The 17,023-nt window shown below is 72.3% G+C and carries 14 protein-coding genes; 13 read left to right on the forward strand and 1 reads right to left on the reverse strand.

Features of this window, described 5'->3' with window-relative positions; genetic code table 11:
* Window positions 1–28: 28 nt before the first annotated feature.
* From ACXAHD_RS17020 to ACXAHD_RS17075, 12 genes are all read left to right on the forward strand, one after another.
* Window positions 29–892 carry a maleylpyruvate isomerase family mycothiol-dependent enzyme gene (locus tag ACXAHD_RS17020; protein WP_475051623.1) on the forward strand — a complete coding sequence of 288 codons (864 nt, stop codon included), beginning with the start codon at window positions 29–31 and terminating at the stop codon, window positions 890–892.
* Window positions 893–1,088: 196 nt separating this feature from the next.
* The gene (locus ACXAHD_RS17025) at window positions 1,089–3,359 is read left to right on the forward strand and encodes an acyltransferase family protein (RefSeq protein ID WP_475051625.1); all 2,271 of its coding nucleotides are present in this window, start codon (window positions 1,089–1,091) and stop codon (window positions 3,357–3,359) included.
* Window positions 3,359–4,888 carry a hypothetical protein gene (locus ACXAHD_RS17030; RefSeq protein WP_281551053.1) on the forward strand — a complete coding sequence of 510 codons (1,530 nt, stop codon included), beginning with the start codon at window positions 3,359–3,361 and terminating at the stop codon, window positions 4,886–4,888. The genes ACXAHD_RS17025 and ACXAHD_RS17030 overlap by 1 nt, the downstream gene beginning before the upstream one ends.
* A gap of 24 nt (window positions 4,889–4,912) precedes the next feature.
* Complete coding sequence (locus ACXAHD_RS17035; protein WP_475051644.1) at window positions 4,913–5,641, forward strand: sugar phosphate nucleotidyltransferase; 729 nt, start codon at window positions 4,913–4,915, stop codon at window positions 5,639–5,641.
* A 47-nt stretch (window positions 5,642–5,688) separates the two neighbouring features.
* A complete protein-coding gene (locus ACXAHD_RS17040) occupies window positions 5,689–7,110 on the forward strand; it encodes a nucleotide sugar dehydrogenase (RefSeq protein ID WP_475051630.1) in 1,422 nt (473 codons plus the stop codon).
* Entirely contained in the window at window positions 7,110–8,108 is a 999-nt protein-coding gene (locus ACXAHD_RS17045) for an NAD-dependent epimerase/dehydratase family protein (RefSeq protein ID WP_475051632.1), read from the forward strand. Before ACXAHD_RS17040 ends, ACXAHD_RS17045 begins: the two co-directional genes overlap by 1 nt.
* Window positions 8,099–8,932, forward strand: coding sequence for an FkbM family methyltransferase (locus ACXAHD_RS17050; protein WP_281551050.1), 834 nt, complete (start codon window positions 8,099–8,101; stop codon window positions 8,930–8,932). Before ACXAHD_RS17045 ends, ACXAHD_RS17050 begins: the two co-directional genes overlap by 10 nt.
* Entirely contained in the window at window positions 8,929–9,936 is a 1,008-nt protein-coding gene (locus ACXAHD_RS17055) for a sulfotransferase (RefSeq protein ID WP_475051635.1), read from the forward strand. The genes ACXAHD_RS17050 and ACXAHD_RS17055 overlap by 4 nt, the downstream gene beginning before the upstream one ends.
* A gap of 47 nt (window positions 9,937–9,983) precedes the next feature.
* Window positions 9,984–11,234 carry a glycosyltransferase gene (locus ACXAHD_RS17060; protein WP_281551048.1) on the forward strand — a complete coding sequence of 417 codons (1,251 nt, stop codon included), beginning with the start codon at window positions 9,984–9,986 and terminating at the stop codon, window positions 11,232–11,234.
* Window positions 11,231–12,427, forward strand: coding sequence for a glycosyltransferase family 4 protein (locus tag ACXAHD_RS17065; protein WP_289213396.1), 1,197 nt, complete (start codon window positions 11,231–11,233; stop codon window positions 12,425–12,427). The genes ACXAHD_RS17060 and ACXAHD_RS17065 overlap by 4 nt, the downstream gene beginning before the upstream one ends.
* A complete protein-coding gene (locus tag ACXAHD_RS17070) occupies window positions 12,424–13,782 on the forward strand; it encodes a lipopolysaccharide biosynthesis protein (RefSeq protein ID WP_475051638.1) in 1,359 nt (452 codons plus the stop codon). The genes ACXAHD_RS17065 and ACXAHD_RS17070 overlap by 4 nt, the downstream gene beginning before the upstream one ends.
* Before the next feature lie 28 nt (window positions 13,783–13,810).
* Window positions 13,811–14,935, forward strand: coding sequence for a DegT/DnrJ/EryC1/StrS family aminotransferase (locus ACXAHD_RS17075; RefSeq protein WP_475051641.1), 1,125 nt, complete (start codon window positions 13,811–13,813; stop codon window positions 14,933–14,935).
* 57 nt (window positions 14,936–14,992) lie between these two features.
* On the opposite strand, the gene ACXAHD_RS17080 is transcribed toward ACXAHD_RS17075, so the two are convergent.
* Window positions 14,993–15,841, reverse strand: a complete 849-nt coding sequence (locus ACXAHD_RS17080; RefSeq protein WP_281551045.1) for a helix-turn-helix transcriptional regulator — start codon at window positions 15,839–15,841, stop codon at window positions 14,993–14,995.
* Between the two features lie 103 nt (window positions 15,842–15,944).
* Here ACXAHD_RS17080 and ACXAHD_RS17085 point away from each other — a divergent pair, with 103 nt between their 5' ends.
* A complete protein-coding gene (locus tag ACXAHD_RS17085) occupies window positions 15,945–16,703 on the forward strand; it encodes an SDR family oxidoreductase (protein ID WP_281551044.1) in 759 nt (252 codons plus the stop codon).
* The last annotated feature ends 320 nt before the right edge of the window (window positions 16,704–17,023 follow it).

Consider the following 17,023-nt stretch of genomic DNA (forward strand, 5'->3'; position numbering starts at 1 on the left):
TGGACAACTCCGGAATACGCTGGTGCCTTTGGCGACCGGAGGGGACTCGATGATGACCGGGAACAGCCCGCCACACACGCTGCTGCTGAGGACCGCCGATCAATCCGTTCTGGATCCCGCGCGGCTGCTCGACGTCTTCGCCGCCCAACGGCGGCAGCTCTGCGACGACCTGCGGAGTCTGAGCCCTGAGCAGTGGTCCGCGCCGACCCGCTGTCCCGGCTGGTCGGTGCAGGACACCGTCCGGCACCTGGGCGACGTCACTGTTGCGATTGCTCCCGATCCGGGCGACCGGATGTTCGACGTGACAGCCGGGTTCGACCCCCGGACCACTCCCCGCCATTGGCTGGCGGCATCGACCGGCGAGTCGCCGGCCGACACCCTCGACCGGCTCGTCGCGACGACGGAGAAGTCGCTCGCCGTGGCCCGGGACCGGCTGGCCCGCGACGACCGGTTCGACGTCGTCCTGCCGTACGGGCCGATGGACTGGACGGTGCAGGCGCTGCACGTGCTGTGGGACTCGTGGCTGCACGAACGCGACATCTTCCTGCCGCTCGGCGTCGACCGCCCGACCGACGCCGAGGCGACCAGCTGCGCGACCGCGTACGGGCTGTTCATCGCGGCGGCGGTGGCGCAGAAGTTCGGTGCCCGGGCACATCAGCGCCTTGAACTCGGTGGCGACGGCGGCGGCGTCTTCGAAGTGGTCGCCGACGAATCGGTGACGCTGACCGCGACGCCTGCCGCGACTCGGGTGGAGTCGGCCGCCCCGCCGGCCGCCGAGGTAACCGACGCGCTGGCCGGCCGCGGCTCGGCCACGGTGCTCGACGGCGTGCCCGACGAGTCGCGTACCGCACTGACTGTCCTCGCCACCTTTTTCACGACCCCGGCCGAGTAGGCCATGGTTTGACGTAGCACGGCATCGGTCGGGTGACGATCCGGCCACAGGGCTATCGACCGATCAGCGTACCTCTTTCACTTATGAGGTGGTTTAGCGCTCTTGGTGAGGTAATTCGGCAAACGCCGCTCTCGCGGTGAAAAGCACTGATAGAACTGTCCGTACCCGTCGGGGTTCGGAGAGTGGGTGCGTAGCGATGACCAGTTCCGAGCTGGCCACGACGGACGTGCCGGCGGGTGTGTCCGGCGCGTCCGGCGCGGTAACCACCGCTCGGAACCGGGAAAAGCCGCCGGGGCCGGCTCAGGGTCCGGCCCGCCCGGTCGCGCTCGGTGGCCGTGGGCACGGTACGTTCCGGCGCGACATCGAAGGGCTGCGCGGGATCGCCGTACTGCTCGTCGTGCTCTACCACGCGGGCGTCCCACTGTTCGGTGGCGGCTACGTCGGCGTTGACGTCTTCTACGTCATCTCCGGCTTCGTGGTCACCTCGGTGCTGCTGCGCGAGTACGCCACCGACGGCACCATCTCCATCCTCGGCTTCTACGCCCGGCGCGCCCGGCGGCTGCTGCCCGCCGCCGTCCTGGTGCTGATCACCACCCTGCTCGCCGCCTGGTGGTGGCTGCCGCTGCAACTGCAGTGGATCGCCACCCAGGCGATCGCGAGCGCCGCGTACTGCGTGAACTTCCTGCTGGCCCGCAACAGCGTGGACTATCTGGACACGATGCGTCGGGAATCGCCGCTGGAGCACTACTGGTCGTTGGCGGTCGAGGAACAGTTCTACCTGTGCTGGCCGCTGCTGCTGCTCGTGCTGCTCGGCTGGCCCCGTCTGCTGCGCTGGCGGCAGGCCCGGTCAGCGTCGGCCCGGTCGCAGCCGGCCAAGTCCCGGTCGGCCCGGCCCTGGCGGCGTCCGGGTGACCTGCGGCCGGTGCTGGTCGTCGTGGCCAGCGTCGCCGCGCTCTCCTTCGCGCTCTGCGTCTGGCAGACCGCTACGTCGCCCGGGTACGCGTACTTCGGCTCCCCGGCGCGGGCCTGGCAGTTGCTCGCCGGCGTGCTGATCGCCCTCGGGGCCGGCGCCGCGTCGCGGCTGCCGGCCCGGATCGCCGCCGGCCTGGCCTGGACCGGGTTGGCCGCAGTCCTGGCCGCCGCCCTGCTGTTCGACAGCACCACCCCGTTCCCGGGTTACCCGGCGCTGCTGCCGGTCGCCGGTGCGGCGCTGGTGATCGCCGCCGGCTGCGCGCCGCACAGCGGTGGGGTCGGCGGGCTGCTCGCCCTGCGCCCACTGCAGTGGCTCGGCCGGCTGTCGTACTCGTGGTACCTGTGGCACTGGCCGTTCCTGGTGATCGGCGCCGCACTGCTCGGCGGGCACGGCACGATCTGGCAGAACCTGGGCCTGGCCGGCGGGGCGCTGGCCGCCGCCGCCGGCACGTACCTGCTCGTCGAGGCCCCGTTGCGGCGGGGTCGACGGGCGGCCCGGCCGTGGCGCACGGTCGGCCTGGCAGCAGTGGCGTCGGCCGCCGTCGTCGCGGTGGCGGTGCCGGCGCTGGCGACGAAGCCGACGCTGGTGGGGCCGGGCCGGCCGGTCGACACCGCCGCCACGCTGGCCGCCTCGGCCGACATCGAGCGTGACCTGACCCGGTTGGTCGCCGCCAGCGCCGAGGCCGGTCCGGTACCGGCCAACCTGACCCCGCCGCTGCCCGAGGTGACCACCGACATCCCGGCCGTTTTCCACGACGGCTGCGTGGTGCTGCGGATCACCGACACCGGCACCGACCACCCGTGCGGGTACGGCGACCCGGCCGCGGCGCAGACCGTGGTGCTGCTCGGCGACTCGCACGCCGGCAGCTGGTTCCCGGCGCTGCGCCGGCTGGCCGACGAGCGCGGTTGGCGACTGGTCGTCATGGTCAAGGGTTTCTGCAGCGCCGCGTCGGTGCGGTTTCACCTGGACTCGGTCAACCGGCCGTACGACGAGTGTGTCCAGTGGCGGGAGCAGGCCCTGCGACGGATCGGCGAGCTGCGACCCGCGATGGTGATCACCTCGTCGACCAACTACACCTTCGGTGACCCGGTCGGCGTGTTCACCGACCGCGACCGGGTCTGGACCGACGGCTGGGCCCGGACCGTCGACACGATCAGGTCCACCGGCAGCGAGGTGGTGCTGATCGGTGACGTACCGTGGCTGCCGGCGACCGTGGTCGACTGCCTGGCGCTGCACCTGGCCGACGCGCGGACCTGTCACGGTGCGGTGTCCGACGTGGTGCTGGAGCCCCGTCGACGGCAAATGATCGCCGACGCCGCACGAGACCAGGGCGCACTGGTCGTCGACCCGATCCCGTGGTTCTGCACGTCGACGGTCTGCCCGGCGCTGGTCGGCAACGTGGTCACGTTGCGCGACGGCAATCACATCTCGGCTACCTACTCACGGTTGCTGTGGCGGGCGCTGGACGAGCGGATCGGCCTGCTGGGTGCCTAGTGGACACCCTGACCGGCCCTGATCCGGGCGACGACGCGGGTACGCCGGCGACGAGCTGGGTGCTGGCCGCTACCCTGATCCCGTCCACCAGCGCGCTGCTGGCCTGCGTGGATCCGCGGCTGCGGCACTGGTTCCTGATCCCGGTCACGGTCTGCGGCGTACTGATCGGCGTCGACGCCTTCGAATGGTTGCGGCGGCGGCGCGACGTGTTCGACCCGCAGGCGATCCTCGGCCTGTTCGGCGTCCACTTCTACTACCTCGCGCCGGTGCTGCACGTGCTGCTGGACTACTGGCCGCCGCTGCTGCACCCGTCGGCGGCGGGGTGGCGATCGGCGTTGGGTGCGATGGCGCTGCTGAACATGGTCGGGCTGGTCGTCTACCGGGTGGTCCTGTCGCTGCCCGGTCGCGGTCCACTGCGGGCCGTGCCGTCCCGGCTCGACCCGGGGCGCTACCAGTCGGTCGCGCTGATGGCCGTCGTCGTCGGTGTCCTGGCGTTCGGTGTCGAGGTTCTGCTGCTCGGCGGGCCGGGCGGCTTCTTCACGGCGATGACCCAGGACCGTACGGCGTTCGCCGGGCTGGGTTGGTTGCTGCTGATCAGTGAGTCCTTCCCGCTGCTGCTGTTCTGCCTGGTCCTGGTGCGCTGGCGGCAACTGCTGCGCCGCCGCGTCGACCTGGTGGTGCTGCTGCTGGTCGGTCTGGTCGCGGTCCAGTTCCTGGTGGGCGGCCTGCGGGGCAGCCGGTCGGCGGTGCTGTGGCCGCTGGTGCTCGGCCTGGTCCTGGTGCACCTGCTGGTGCGGCCGATCACCCGCAGGACTTTCGTCGCCTCGGCGGTGGCCGTGGTCATGTTCGTGTACGCGTACGGGCTCTACAAGGGTGCCGGGGTGGAGGTCGTCGACATCGCCAAGGGCACCCGTACCGTCGAGGAGGTCTCTGCTGAGACCGGCCGTGACCTGCCGACGGTGCTACTGGCCGATCTGGGTCGGGCGGACATCCAGGCGCTGTTGCTCAACCGGCAGCGCGTCGGGGTCGCGGATTGGAGCTACGGGAGTACCTACGTCGCCGCGCCGCTGCTGCTGGTGCCGGGCAGCGTGGGCGCCGAGCGGGTGCGGAGCAAGTCGGCGGTCGGCACCGACGTGCTGTACGGGCCGGGCGTGTACGCCTCCGGCGTGAGCTCCCAACGGGTCTTCGGCATCACCGGCGAGGCGATCCTCAACTTCGGACCGGTCGGCGGCCTGCTGTCGTTCGTGTTCCTCGGGCTGTTCCTCCGGTTCGCCACCAGGTACTACGCGCGGGCGCGGCAGTCCGACGCCCTCGCGGCGAAGCTGCTCTGCCTGCCGCTGTGCGCCATCACGGTCATCCTGGTCACCGCCGATCTGGACAACATCCTGGCGTTCTACCTCGGCGAGGCGCTGCCGCTGGCGCTCGTGGTGCTCTGCGCGGTCGCGCGCAGTCCACGGACGGCCGTCGGTCATCGTCAATACCGACAATCAGTGCCTAAAGCGCTGCTAGCCTCAAACCAGCGCAAATAGCCGAAGGGGCATCGGGTGGACGACATGCATGTCGTGATCATGGCGGGCGGCAGAGGGGTGCGGCTGCGGCCGTACACCACCGCACTGCCCAAGCCGCTCGTGCCGATCGGCGAGCACTACGCGATCCTCGACGTGGTCCTGCACCAGCTGGCCGCCTGCGGTTTCCGGACCGTGACCATCGCGATCAACCACCACGGCTCGCTGATTCGGGCATTCGTCGGCGACGGCTCACGGCACGGCCTGTCCGTCGACTACGCCCAGGAGCGGACCCCGCTGTCCACCGTCGGGCCACTGTTCACGATGCGCGACCGGCTGCCGGAGCGCTTCCTGGTGATGAACGGCGACATTCTCACCAACCTCAACTACGCCGACCTGCTGCGCGTCCACACCGACTCGGGTGCCCCGGTGACCGTGGCGACCTTCCGGCGCAAGGTCCAGGTCGACTTCGGCGTACTCGCCGTCGAAGGGGACAAGGTCGTCGAGTTCAACGAGAAACCCACCCTGGACTACCGGGTCAGCATGGGCGTGTACGGGCTCACCCGGCAGACGATCGCGGCGTACCCGAGCGGCATCTCGTTCGGCTTCGACCAGTTGATGCTCGACCTGATCGGCCAGGGCAACCCGCCGGCCGCGTACGACTTCGACGGCTACTGGCTGGACATCGGTCGACCCGAGGACTACGACGAGGCGAACCGCAGCTTCGAGACGTTGAAACCGATCCTGCTGCCGGCCGCGCTGCGGGAGCCTGCATGAGCGCGCCCCCGGCCCGGACAGATTCCGATTTCGGACAAGGAGCGACGATGGCCAATCGGATCGGCATCGTGGGTATGGGTTACGTCGGGCTGACTCTGGCGGCTGGCCTGGCCCGCAACGGATTCGAGGTGCACGGCGTCGACAGCGAGCCGCGCGTCCGCGAGGCGCTGTCGGCCGGCCGGATCCACCTGTACGAGCCGGGCCTTGCCGAGGCGCTGCGGGACACCCTCGGCCGCAAGCTGTTCGTCCATCCGACGCTTCCGCCGGACCTCGACGTCGCTGTCATCTGCGTGTCGACGCCGGTCCGTGACGGCACCTCGATGCCGGTCCGACACGGCACCTCGATGCCGGTCCGACACGGCACCTCGATGCCGGTCCGACACGGCACCTCGACGCCGGTCCGTGACCGCACCTCGACCCCGGTCCGTGACCGCACCCGGCAGCCGGACCTGACCAACGTCGCGGCCGCCGCGACCGAGATCGCCCGGCGCTGCGGACCGCAGACCCTGGTCGTGGTGCGCAGCACCGTGCCGGTCGGCACCAGCCGGCGGGTCGTCCTGCCGGCGTTGACCGCCGCCTGGGGCCGGGCCCGGCTGGTGATGGCACCGGAACGGACCATCCAGGGGCAGGCGCTGCGCGAGCTGACCGAACTTCCTCAGGTGGTCGGTGGTCTCGACGACGACAGCCGACGCGCCGGGGTGGCGCTGTTCGGCCGGCTCGCCCGGCAGGTCGTCCCGGTCTCCAGCCTGGAGACGGCCGAGCTGGTGAAGCTGGCCAACAACTGCCACACCGACCTGATCTACGCGTACGGCAACGAGGTCGCCCTGCTCGCCGGGGCGCACGGGGTGGATCCGTTGGAGGTCGTCCGGGCCGCCAACCACGACTACCCCCGACCCGACCTGGCCAGACCCGGCTTCGTCGGTGGGAGCTGCCTGTCCAAGGACCCGTACCTGTTCGGCGCCAGCGCGCCTGGACACACTTCGCTGCTCGTCGCCGCAGCCCGGCAGCGCAACGAGCAACTGCCGGTGCAGGTCGCGGAGACCGTCGTCGGGCGACTGCGGCAACTGCGCGGCGCGACCGCCGGAGCGACCCTCGCCGTCCTCGGTTGGGCGTACAAGGGCTGGCCGCCCACCGACGACATGCGCGGCGCGGCGATCATGACGATGCTGCCGACGTACGACCGGGCCGGGCTGCGGGTGCTCGGCCACGATCCGCTGGTGGCCGACGAGGTGATCCGGGCGCACGGCGGCGAGCCGGTCAGCCTCGACAAGGCGTTCAGTGAGGCTGACGCGGTTCTGGTGCTCAACGACCACCCCGACTACCGGGGGCTGCCGGTAGGGACGTTGCTGCCCGGCACCGCGGTCCGGTTCGTCTATGACTCGTGGCGGATCCTCGACGAGGACGCGGTGCGGGCGGCCGGGGTGCACTACGAGAGCCTGGGCTACCGGCCGACCAGGGAGCCGGTGTGATGCGGGCGCTGGTGCTCGGCGGTGCCGGGTTCATCGGTCTGCACCTGGTGCGCCGGCTGGTCGCCGACGGTCACACGGTCACCGTGGTCGACGACTTCTCCCGGGGCCGCGACGACACCGCACTCGCCCGGGTCTGCGCCGACCCGGCGGTCGAGGTGGTCGCCGGTGACCTCACCCGGGCCGCGACCTGGGCGGCGCTGCCCCGCCACTGGGACCAGATCTACCTGCTGGCCGCCGTGGTCGGGGTGCGCAATGTCGAGGCCGACCCGGCCCGGGTGGTCCGGATCAACACGCTCGTCGCGCTGCACCTGATGGACTGGATCGCCGCCGCCGACCGGGTCTTCTTCAGCTCCACCAGTGAGGTGTACGCCGGTGCGGTCGACGCCGGGGTGGCCGCCGTACCGACCGGTGAGGACGTCCCGGCGATGGTGGCCGACGTGACGGCACCCCGCTTCGCGTACGCCACCAGCAAGCTGCTGGGCGAAGCGGCCGTGCTGCACGGCTCCCGCGCCGTCGGGGCGCACGCCGTGGTCGGCCGGTTCCACAACGTGTACGGGCCCCGGATGGGCACCGACCACGTGGTACCGGAGATGTCGCTGCGGGCGCTCCGTGGCGAGGACCCGTTCCGGGTGCCGGGCGCCGACCAGTACCGCGCCTTCTGCTACGTCGATGACGCCGTCGAGGCGGTGGTCCGGCTGATGGCCACCCACGACGCCGCCGGCCGGATCGTGCACATCGGCGACGACACGGAGCAGACCAACATCGCCGACCTGGCGAAGCTGGTGCTGCGTACCGCCGGCAGTCACGCGAGCCTGCGACCCGAACCGGCCCCCGCCGGCTCGGTGCACCGACGCTGCCCGGACCTGGGTCTGCTGCGCCGGCTCACCGGCTATCAGCCGGCGGTGGCCCTGGAAGAGGGCGTCGGCCGGACCTTCGCCTGGTACCGCGACCACGACCGACCGACCGTCTCTGAAGGGCAGGTGCCGGCATGGCGGTGAGTCTGCGTCGCCGGATCCTCGACCTGGTCGACGACCGCGTCGACCCCCGGATCATCGCCGGCCTCGGCGGTATCGCGCTGACGCTGCGGTCCCGCTCGCGCTGCGTCGTACGGTACGAGGAGGACACCTGGATCCACCGGTACCAGGGCGGGACCGTGGTCAACACCGAGCTGGGCGGGCTGTCCGCCGAGCGGGAGGACGTGGTCGTCCGGGACACCTTCCTGTACGGCTACCACCCGCGCCCCGGTGACACCGTCGTCGACCTCGGCGCCGGTGTCGGCACCGAGGTCCGGCTGTTCTCCCGGGTGGTCGACCAGCGGGGCCGGGTGCTCAGCATCGAGGCGCACCCGCGTACCTTCCGCTGCCTGCGCCGGACCGTCGAGCTGAACCGGCTGACCAACGTGACGCTGCTGGAGTGCGCGGTGGTCGGTGAGGCCGGCCCGGTGCGCATCGGCGAGGACGCCGCCAGCCACATCCGCAACGGGATCACCCAGGAGAGCACCGGCGGGATCGAAGTCACCGGCCGCCGGCTGGACGAGATCCTGCGGACCTGCGGCGTCGACCGGGTCGACCTGCTCAAGATGAACATCGAAGGTGCCGAGCTGGGCGTGCTGGAGGGGGCCCGCGACGTGCTCGACGTGGTCGGCAACCTCGTCGTCTCCTGCCACGACTTCAAGGCCGAGGGCCCGGCCGACGCATGGATGCGCACCTTCGCGCCGGTCAAGGCGCTGCTGCGCGACGCCGGGTACACGATCACCACCCGACCGGCCGACCCCCGGCCTTGGATCCCGTACTACGTGTACGCCTCCCGGGGCAGGCAATGATGCGGTTGTGCTACATCGGCGGGATCGGCCGCAGCGGCAGTACCCTCGTCGAGCGGGTGCTCAACGAGCTGCCCGGGGTGTGCGGGCTGGGCGAGGTCGCGCAGGTCTGGGACAACGGGGTACGGGACAACCGGCTGTGCGGGTGCGGTGCGGCGTTCCGGGACTGCCCGCTGTGGAGCAAGATCGGCGAGTACGCCTACGGCGGCTGGGACAACGTCGACCTTGACCGGATCACTTGGCTGCGGACCGTCGTCGGCCGGACCTGGCACGTCGGGCTGCTCGCCGCCCCGTGGCTCGGCGAGCGGCGTCGGGCCCGGGTGATCGAGTACGTCGACTACCACGCGCGCATCTACGCCGCCGCTGCGGCGGTGACCGGGGCCCGGGTCGTCGTCGACTCGTCCAAGGACACCGCGTTGGCGTACGGCCTGCGCTGGGCCGGTCCGGCCGATCTGCGGATCCTGCACCTGGTGCGGGACCCGAGGGGGGTCGCGTACTCCTGGATGCGACGGGTGCACGATCCGGAGTCCGGCACCGACGTCGGGGTGCCGCGGTTCCCGGCGGCCCGGTGCGCCCTGACCTGGAGTGGACACAACGCCGCGTACGACCTGCTGGGCCGGCTGGGCCGGCGGCGGCACGGCGCGGTCGCCGGGCGGCTGGTGCACCGGATGCGGTACGAGGAGTTCCTCGCCGATCCGCCGGGTGCGGCCGGGACGCTGAGCCGATTCGCCGGTCTGCCGAAGACCGGGCTGGATCTGTCCTACCTGTCCGCCGGAGAGGTGGAGCTGGGTGAACTGCACAGCGTCTCCGGCAACCGGATGCGGTTCACCACCGGCCGCCTGGCGTTGCGCGTCGACGACGCCTGGCGCACCGGACTGCCGGTTGCCGCCCGCCGGACCCTCACCGGACTGTGCGCGCCGCTGCTACGCAGGTACGGCTACCACCGCCCACTGCCGCCCGAGCCGTCAGTGGTCGGGACCGGGGCGGATCACCGAATGAAAGTGTAGATACCGCTCTGAACAGGGTGATTCCGACGGGTGCCTGTGGAGGAACGATGCGAGTGGTGGTGACCATCGAGGCGCGGTTCGCCCGTACCCCGGACGGCGCGATCTGGGCCCGGACCGGGCAGGACCACCAGTTCTGGAGCGGGTACCTGGCGGCGTTCGACGAGGTCCGGGTTGTCGCCCGGATACGCGACGAGGCCGAGCCGGCCGCTGAGGCGAAACGGGTCGACGGACCCGGCGTCGAGGTCTGGCCGGTGCCGTACTACCTCGGGCCGTACCGCTACCTCACCCACCGGGCGGCGATCGGTCGAGCTGTGCGCGACTGCGCAGGCCCGCAGGACGCGGTGATCCTGCGGGCGCCGTCGCCGATCGGCACGCTGCTGGCCGTCGCCCGGGACCGCCGTCGCCTGCCGTACGCGATGGAGGTGGTCGGTGATCCGTACGACCTGTTCGCCCCCGGCGTGGTCGACCACCCGCTGCGGCCCGTCCTACGGCGGCTCTACGTCGACCGGCTGCGCCGGCAGTGCCGCCGGGCTGTCGGCGCCGCCTACGTCACCGACCGTTTCCTGCAGGACAGGTACCCGACCTCGGCGGGTGCGCTGAGCGTCGCGGTGTCCGATGTCGACCTCACTCCGGCCGCGTACGTCGACACCGCCCGCACCATCGGACGGACCGGAAGCGTCACACCGAACCGGCAGCCCGCCACCCTGATCTCCGTCGGCTCGCTCGAACAGCGGTACAAGGGCATCGACACCCTCATCGCCGCGCTCGCCACCCTGACCGCCGACGGCCGGGCGGTCCGGCTGGTCCACGTCGGCGACGGACGGCACCGCGCCGAGCTGGCCGACCTCGCCCGCAGGTACGGTGTCGCCGACCGGGTCGTCTTCACCGGGGCGTTGCCCGGCGGCGAAGCTGTCCGCCGGCAACTCGACGCCGCCGACCTGTTCGTCATGCCGTCCCGCACCGAAGGGCTTCCCCGCGCGCTGATCGAAGCGATGGCGCGGGCACTGCCCGCGATCGGTTCACCCGTCGGCGGCATCCCCGAGCTGCTGCCACCCGGGTTGCTGGTCCCGCCGGACGACCCCGGTCGGTGGGCCGGCGCCGTCGCGGCGCTACTGGACCGCCCGGAGCTGATGGCCGCCGCGTCGGCCCGCAACCTCCGCCGGGCCTGGGACTTCTCGGCCGACGTGCTCACTGCCCGGCGGACTGCCTACTACCAGGCCGTCGCCGAGGCGACCGCCGAGCGCACCGGCGGACGCACCGGTGCGGCCAGCCGGGCCAGCCACAGGAGCTACGCGTGACCCAGCCAGCCGCCACCTCCACCGCCGAGACACCCGGGCGCGGCTCACCCCCGCCGGCCGGCAGGCCCGTGCACGTCGTCCACGTCATCGGCACCCTCGACCGTGGCGGCGCAGAGACGCTCTCGCTCGACATGTGCCGGGCCGTCCCGGCCACCGAGGTGCGCCAGACGTTCATCACCATGGGCGGACGGGACGGCAGCCTCGCACCGCAGTTCCGGGCCGCCGGGGCAGCGGTCGTCCAGGTTCCGCAGCGTCCGGCCGTCACCTTCCCGCTGCGGCTGCGGCGCTGCCTGCGCTGGCGGCGGCCCGACGTCGTCGTGTCGCACATCAGCCTGTTCAGCGCGGTGGTGCTGGCGGTGGCCGCCGGGATGGGCGTGCCAGTGCGCATCGCCCGGATGTGGAGCGAAGGGGACGGCCGGCGCGACACCGTCGCCCGCCGGCTGCTGCGCGCCGTCCTGCGCCGCCTGCTGCGCGTGGTCGCCACCGACATCGTCGCGGTCAGCGACGCGGCGATGGCGTACGCCGGTCGGCGTGTCGGCATGCCCGGCTGCCGGATCCTCTACAACAGCGTTGACACGACCCGGGTCGACGGCGGCGACCGGTCAGCGGCCCGCCGACGATGGGGCATCCCACCCGACACCATGGTCATCGGCTACATCGGTCGGGCGGCGCCGGAGAAGAACCGGCCGTTCCTGGTCGACGTGCACCGTGCGGTCCAGGCCCGGACCGAAGCCCCAGACGGCCCGGCGTCGCCGGGCACCCGGCTGCTCATTGTCGGTCCGTGCGGAGTCGACGACGTGGTGTCGGCCTACCCGGACGTGCCGGAGGACCCGACGGTCATCCTCGGCGGGGAAGTGGACGAGATCGCCCCGGTGCTCGCCGCCGCCGACGTGTTCGTCCTGCCCTCCCACTGGGAAGGGCTGCCCGGCGTGGTGCTCGAAGCGCTCGCCGCCGGGCTGCCCGTCGTCGCCACCGACCTGCCCTGCCTGCGCGAGGCGTCCCGGTACGTCGACGGACTCACCCTCGTCGACCTCAGCGCCGGCCCGCACCGGTGGGCCGAGGCGGTACTGCGCAGCGCCCGGACCGGACCGGCCGACCGCGACCGGATCCGGGCGAGCTTCGCGGCGTCACCGTTCCAGACCCGGCACGCCGCAGCACAGTGGCGGTCGCTGTGGCGGGCCGAGGCACGGTGAACCGCGCCCGGCGGTCCACCCTGGCCCTACTGGCCGGCTCCAGCGCCGTACAGATGAGCAGCAACATGGTGGCGGCGCTGCTGGCCGCCAGCGTGCTCGGCCCACATAGTCGCGGCCTGATGGTGCTGGGCGTGTCCACCGCCGGCATCGTCCCGCTGCTCGCCGGCCTCGGCACCGGACCGCAACTGCGTTCGGCGTATCCGGCGGCGGGCGGCGGTGCCCGGCGACGCGACCTGGTCGCCAGCTACACCTGGTGGTCGGCGGCGGCCACGGTCAGCGCCGCCGTACTCGCCGTCGCGGTCTCGGCGCTGTCCGCGCCGCTGATCGACCTGGCGCTCGCCGACCCCCGCTATCTGCTCGCCCTGTCGGTGCTGACCTGCGGGTACGTCGCCCACACCCAGCTACCCGACGGCTGGTACGCGGCCGGTCTGTTCCGGGCCGGCAGTCTCTGGGCGATGGCGACCACCCTCGGCGGCGGGCTCGGCCTGCTCGTCGCGGTCACCGTCGCACCGAGCGTCTGGTCGCTGCTGCTCGGGCAGGGGGCCGGCATGCTGACGGCAACCACCGCACAGGTCGTCGCGCTGCGGGCCACCGGGCTGCTCTGCTTCCAGGCGCCGAGCCGACGCGAGCTGTCCCGACTGCTCGGCCGGGGCTGCCGCGCACTCGGCCTCACCCTCGGACTGGCACTGGCGCTGCGGCTGGACCGCTACGTCCTCGGCGCGCTCACCGGGGCGGCGGCGGTCGGTGTCTACTCGGTGGCGTCCACCCTCGGCCAGGTGCCGAGGATGGTGCCGAACGCGATCGGCCAGCTCGTCAACCGGGACGCGGCCGTCGCGTCCGGACCGCTGCGCCCGGTCCGCACGGTCGCGGCGACCGCCGGCGTGGTGACCGTCGTGGGCGCGGTGACCGGGCTGCTGGGCTGGCTGGTGGTCATCCCGCTGCTCGGCCCCGGGTTCGCCGCCGCCGGACCACTGCTGGTGGTGCTGCTGGTCGCCGAGGTCGCGTTCGTGCCGTACGCGGTGGCGAGCCGGGCCCTGCTCGGTGCCGGCCGGATGGGCGCGGTCGGTGCGTTCGGCCTGGCCTGGAGCGCCGCGGCGATGGTGCTGTTCCTGCTGGCCGTTCAACTCTGGGGCGAGGTGGGCGCAGCGGTCGCCTGCGTCGCGGTGTACGCCGGCATCTCGGCGTCGTCCTGGCTGCTGCTGACCCGCCGGGCCGCGCCCCGGTCTGCCCGCCGCCGACCAGGTGCGGACCGCCGGCGGGGACTGGGTGGACCCAGCCACGCGGACTCCGCCGACCCGCGCCCCGAGGGAGCCGGCGACTCCCCGCCGCGACCGGCCCCGCTCAGCCCGGTGTGACCCACCGATCAGTGATGGAGTGATGTCGATGCTTCCCTACGGGCGTCCCTGTCTGGACGAGTCCGACGCCGAAGCGGTCGCCGCCGCCGTACGCACCGAGTGGTTGACCGCCGGGCCGACCGTACGCCGGTTCGAGAGCGAGCTGGGCGGCTACCTCGGCGGGGTGGGCTGCGTCAGCGTCAGCTCCGGCACCGCCGCCCTGCACACCGCGTACGCCGCCGTCGGCCTGCGCCCCGGCGACGAGGTGATCACCACGCCGCTGACCTTCGTCGCGACGGCGGCGACCGCCGCGCTGCACGGCGCCCGGGTGGTCTTCGCCGACGTCGAGGAGGCGACCGGCAACCTGGATCCGGCCGCCGTACAGGCGGCGGTCACCTCCCGGACCCGGGTGGTCACCGCCGTCGACTACGCCGGCCACCCCGCCGAGTACGGGCAGCTGCGCAAGGTCGTCGCCGACGCGGGGGCGCTGCTGTTCGACGACGCGGCGCACGCGATCGGGTCGACGTACCGTGGCGTGCCGGTCGGCGCGCTCGCCGACCTGACGACCTTTTCGTTCTTTCCAACCAAGAACCTCACCACCGGCGAGGGCGGAGCGGTGACCGGAACCGACCCGGACCTGCTGGACCGGGTACGCCGGTTCGCCAACCACGGCATGGTCCGCGACCCGGACCGGCTGCGGCGCCGCGACGAGGGCGGCTGGCATCAGGAGGTGCACAGCTTCGGCCTCAACTACCGGCTCTCCGACGTCCTCTGCGGGCTCGGGCTCAACCAGCTGACCCGGCTGCCCCGGTTCAAGGTCGACCGGGCCCGACTCGCGGCCCGGTATCACGAACAGCTTGCCGATCTGCCGGGTCTGCGGCTGCCCGAGCAGCGGCCCTGGGTCGACCCGGTCTGGCATCTCTACCCGGTACGCGTACTCGCTGATCGCCGCCGCGAGGTCTACGACCGGATGCGGGCGGCGGGCATCGGTGTCCAGGTCAACTACCTGCCGGTCTACCGGCATCCGGTGTTCACCGATCTCGGTTACCGGCAGGGGGAGTGCCCGACGGCGGAGGCGTACTACGCCGAGGAGCTGTCCCTGCCGATCCATCCCGACCTGACCGACGCTGACCAGGACCGGGTGGTCGACGCCCTATGGACGATCCTGGGCTGACCGGGACGTCCCCGAGGCTGACCTGGCCTGGGCGGCAGGGGGTGCGACGGCGGTGTGCTACCGGGCCGTGCCGGCGAAGTCCTGCTGACCGAGCACCGCGAGCAGCCGGATCTTCTCCTCGGCCTCGCTGCCCGGCCGGGGCGTCAGCACCAGCAACGCCTGCCCCTGGTCCTCGGTGAACAGCGCCTGACAGTCCACCTCGATGTCGCCGACCTCGGGATGCACCAGCGTCTTGTGATCGGCGAACCGGCGGGCCACCTCGTGCCGCTGCCACAGGTCGCGGAACTCACCCGAACCGGCCAGCAACGCCCGCACCAACTCGCCGGCGCGCGACCGGGGACCTGCCGCGCCGTACGCCACCCGCAGCGAAGCGACCAGGCTCCGGCCCTGCCGGTCGTGGTCCTCCGGCGGATACACCGACCGGGCGGCCGGGTCGGTGAACCAGCGGTGAACGTCACTGCGGGCCAGACCGGTCCGCGACGCCGGATCACCGAAGATCGACACGGCCAGGCGGTTCGCCACCAGCACCTCGCTCAGCGACGACAGGATCAGCGCCGGAGTGTCCGCCATCCGGTCCAACACCCGCAGCAGGGCCGGCGCGACATGCCCGTCCTCAGGCGTGCGACGCGGCACGTTGTGGCCGGCCAGCCGGTACAGATGATCGCGCTCCTCGGCGGTCAGCCGCAGCGTACGGGCGAGCGCGGCGAGCATCTGCTCCGACGGCTGCGGCCCGCGTCGCTGCTCCAGCCGTACGTAGTAGTCGACCGACATCCCGGTCAACGCCGCACACTCCTCGCGCCGCAACCCCGGCGTGCGCCGACGAGCGCCCGGCGACAGGCCGACATCGGCGGGACGCAGCGCCGCACGGCGGCGGCGGAGAAAATCGGCCAGGCCGGTACGGTCCATGTCCCCATCCTGCGACCGCAGGGCCCGGCCCAACCAGGGATCGCCGGTCCCCCGATCACCGGGTCTCTGCCGGCCGGCGCGCCCGGCGCCGAAGGTGGTGGGCATGAACCCATCCGGAAACACCGTCTTCGTGCCCGGTGGCACCTCGGGCATCGGACTCGCCCTGGCCGAGCGGCTGCAGACCACCGGGAACACCGTGATCATCGGCGGTCGGCGCGCCGGCCTGCTCGACCGGCTCGCCGCCGAGCACGGCTTCGGCACCGTACACGTCGACGTCACCGACCCGGCGTCCATCGCGCAGGCCGCCGCCTCCGTCGTCGACCGCTACCCGGAGCTGAACGTCCTGGTCGCGATGGCCGGCATCATGCGGCGCGAGGACTGGACGGACCCGGCCTTTCTCGCCGACGCCGAGGAGATCGTCACCACCAACCTGCTCGGCCCGATCCGGCTGATCGCCGCGTTCACCGGGCACCTCCAGACCCGGCCCGACGCCACGATCGTGACGGTCTCCTCCGGGCTGGCGCACGTCCCGCTGCGCGTCACCCCGACGTACAACGCCACCAAGGCCGCGATCCACCAGCTCAGCGAGACGCTACGCCTGCAGTTGGCGCCGGTCGGCGTACAGGTGACAGAGCTGGTCCCGCCCGCCGTGCGGACCGGGTTGCTGCCGGGCCAGGAGACCTCGGACTTCGCGATGCCGCTCGACGAGTTCGCCGACGAGGTGATGGCCCTGATCAAGTCCGACCTGCATGCTCACGAGATCCTCGTCGAGCGAGTGAAGTTCCTTCGGTACGCCGAGGTACGCGGCGACTACGACCAGGTCGTGGCCGCCCTCAACGCCGCCGACCCGCACGCCCGCTGACCTGCCTGACCGCCGTCACCGACGCCTTCGTGGACGGGTACGGCGAACGCGCCCGGCCAACCACGCTGGTGATCCTCGAAGAGGTCATCGACGGTGGTTGGTGCCTGGGCGGCACCATCCTCAACGCCGACCTGCTCGGCCGCAGCTGAGCTGTCGGAGTACGTCGACGGGCCGGACCCCAGGGGCGGGGTCCGGGCCTTCTACGCTGTGTCTTTGGTTCACTTTTTCCGTGCTGGGCGACGAGTTCGGCGGCCTGGGTCTCCCACTGGGCGTAGTGGTCCGGGTACGCCGACACCTGCACGGTCTGCGCGGCCTGGGTC

This window comes from Micromonospora sp. ABR4_055 (genome assembly GCF_056160425.1).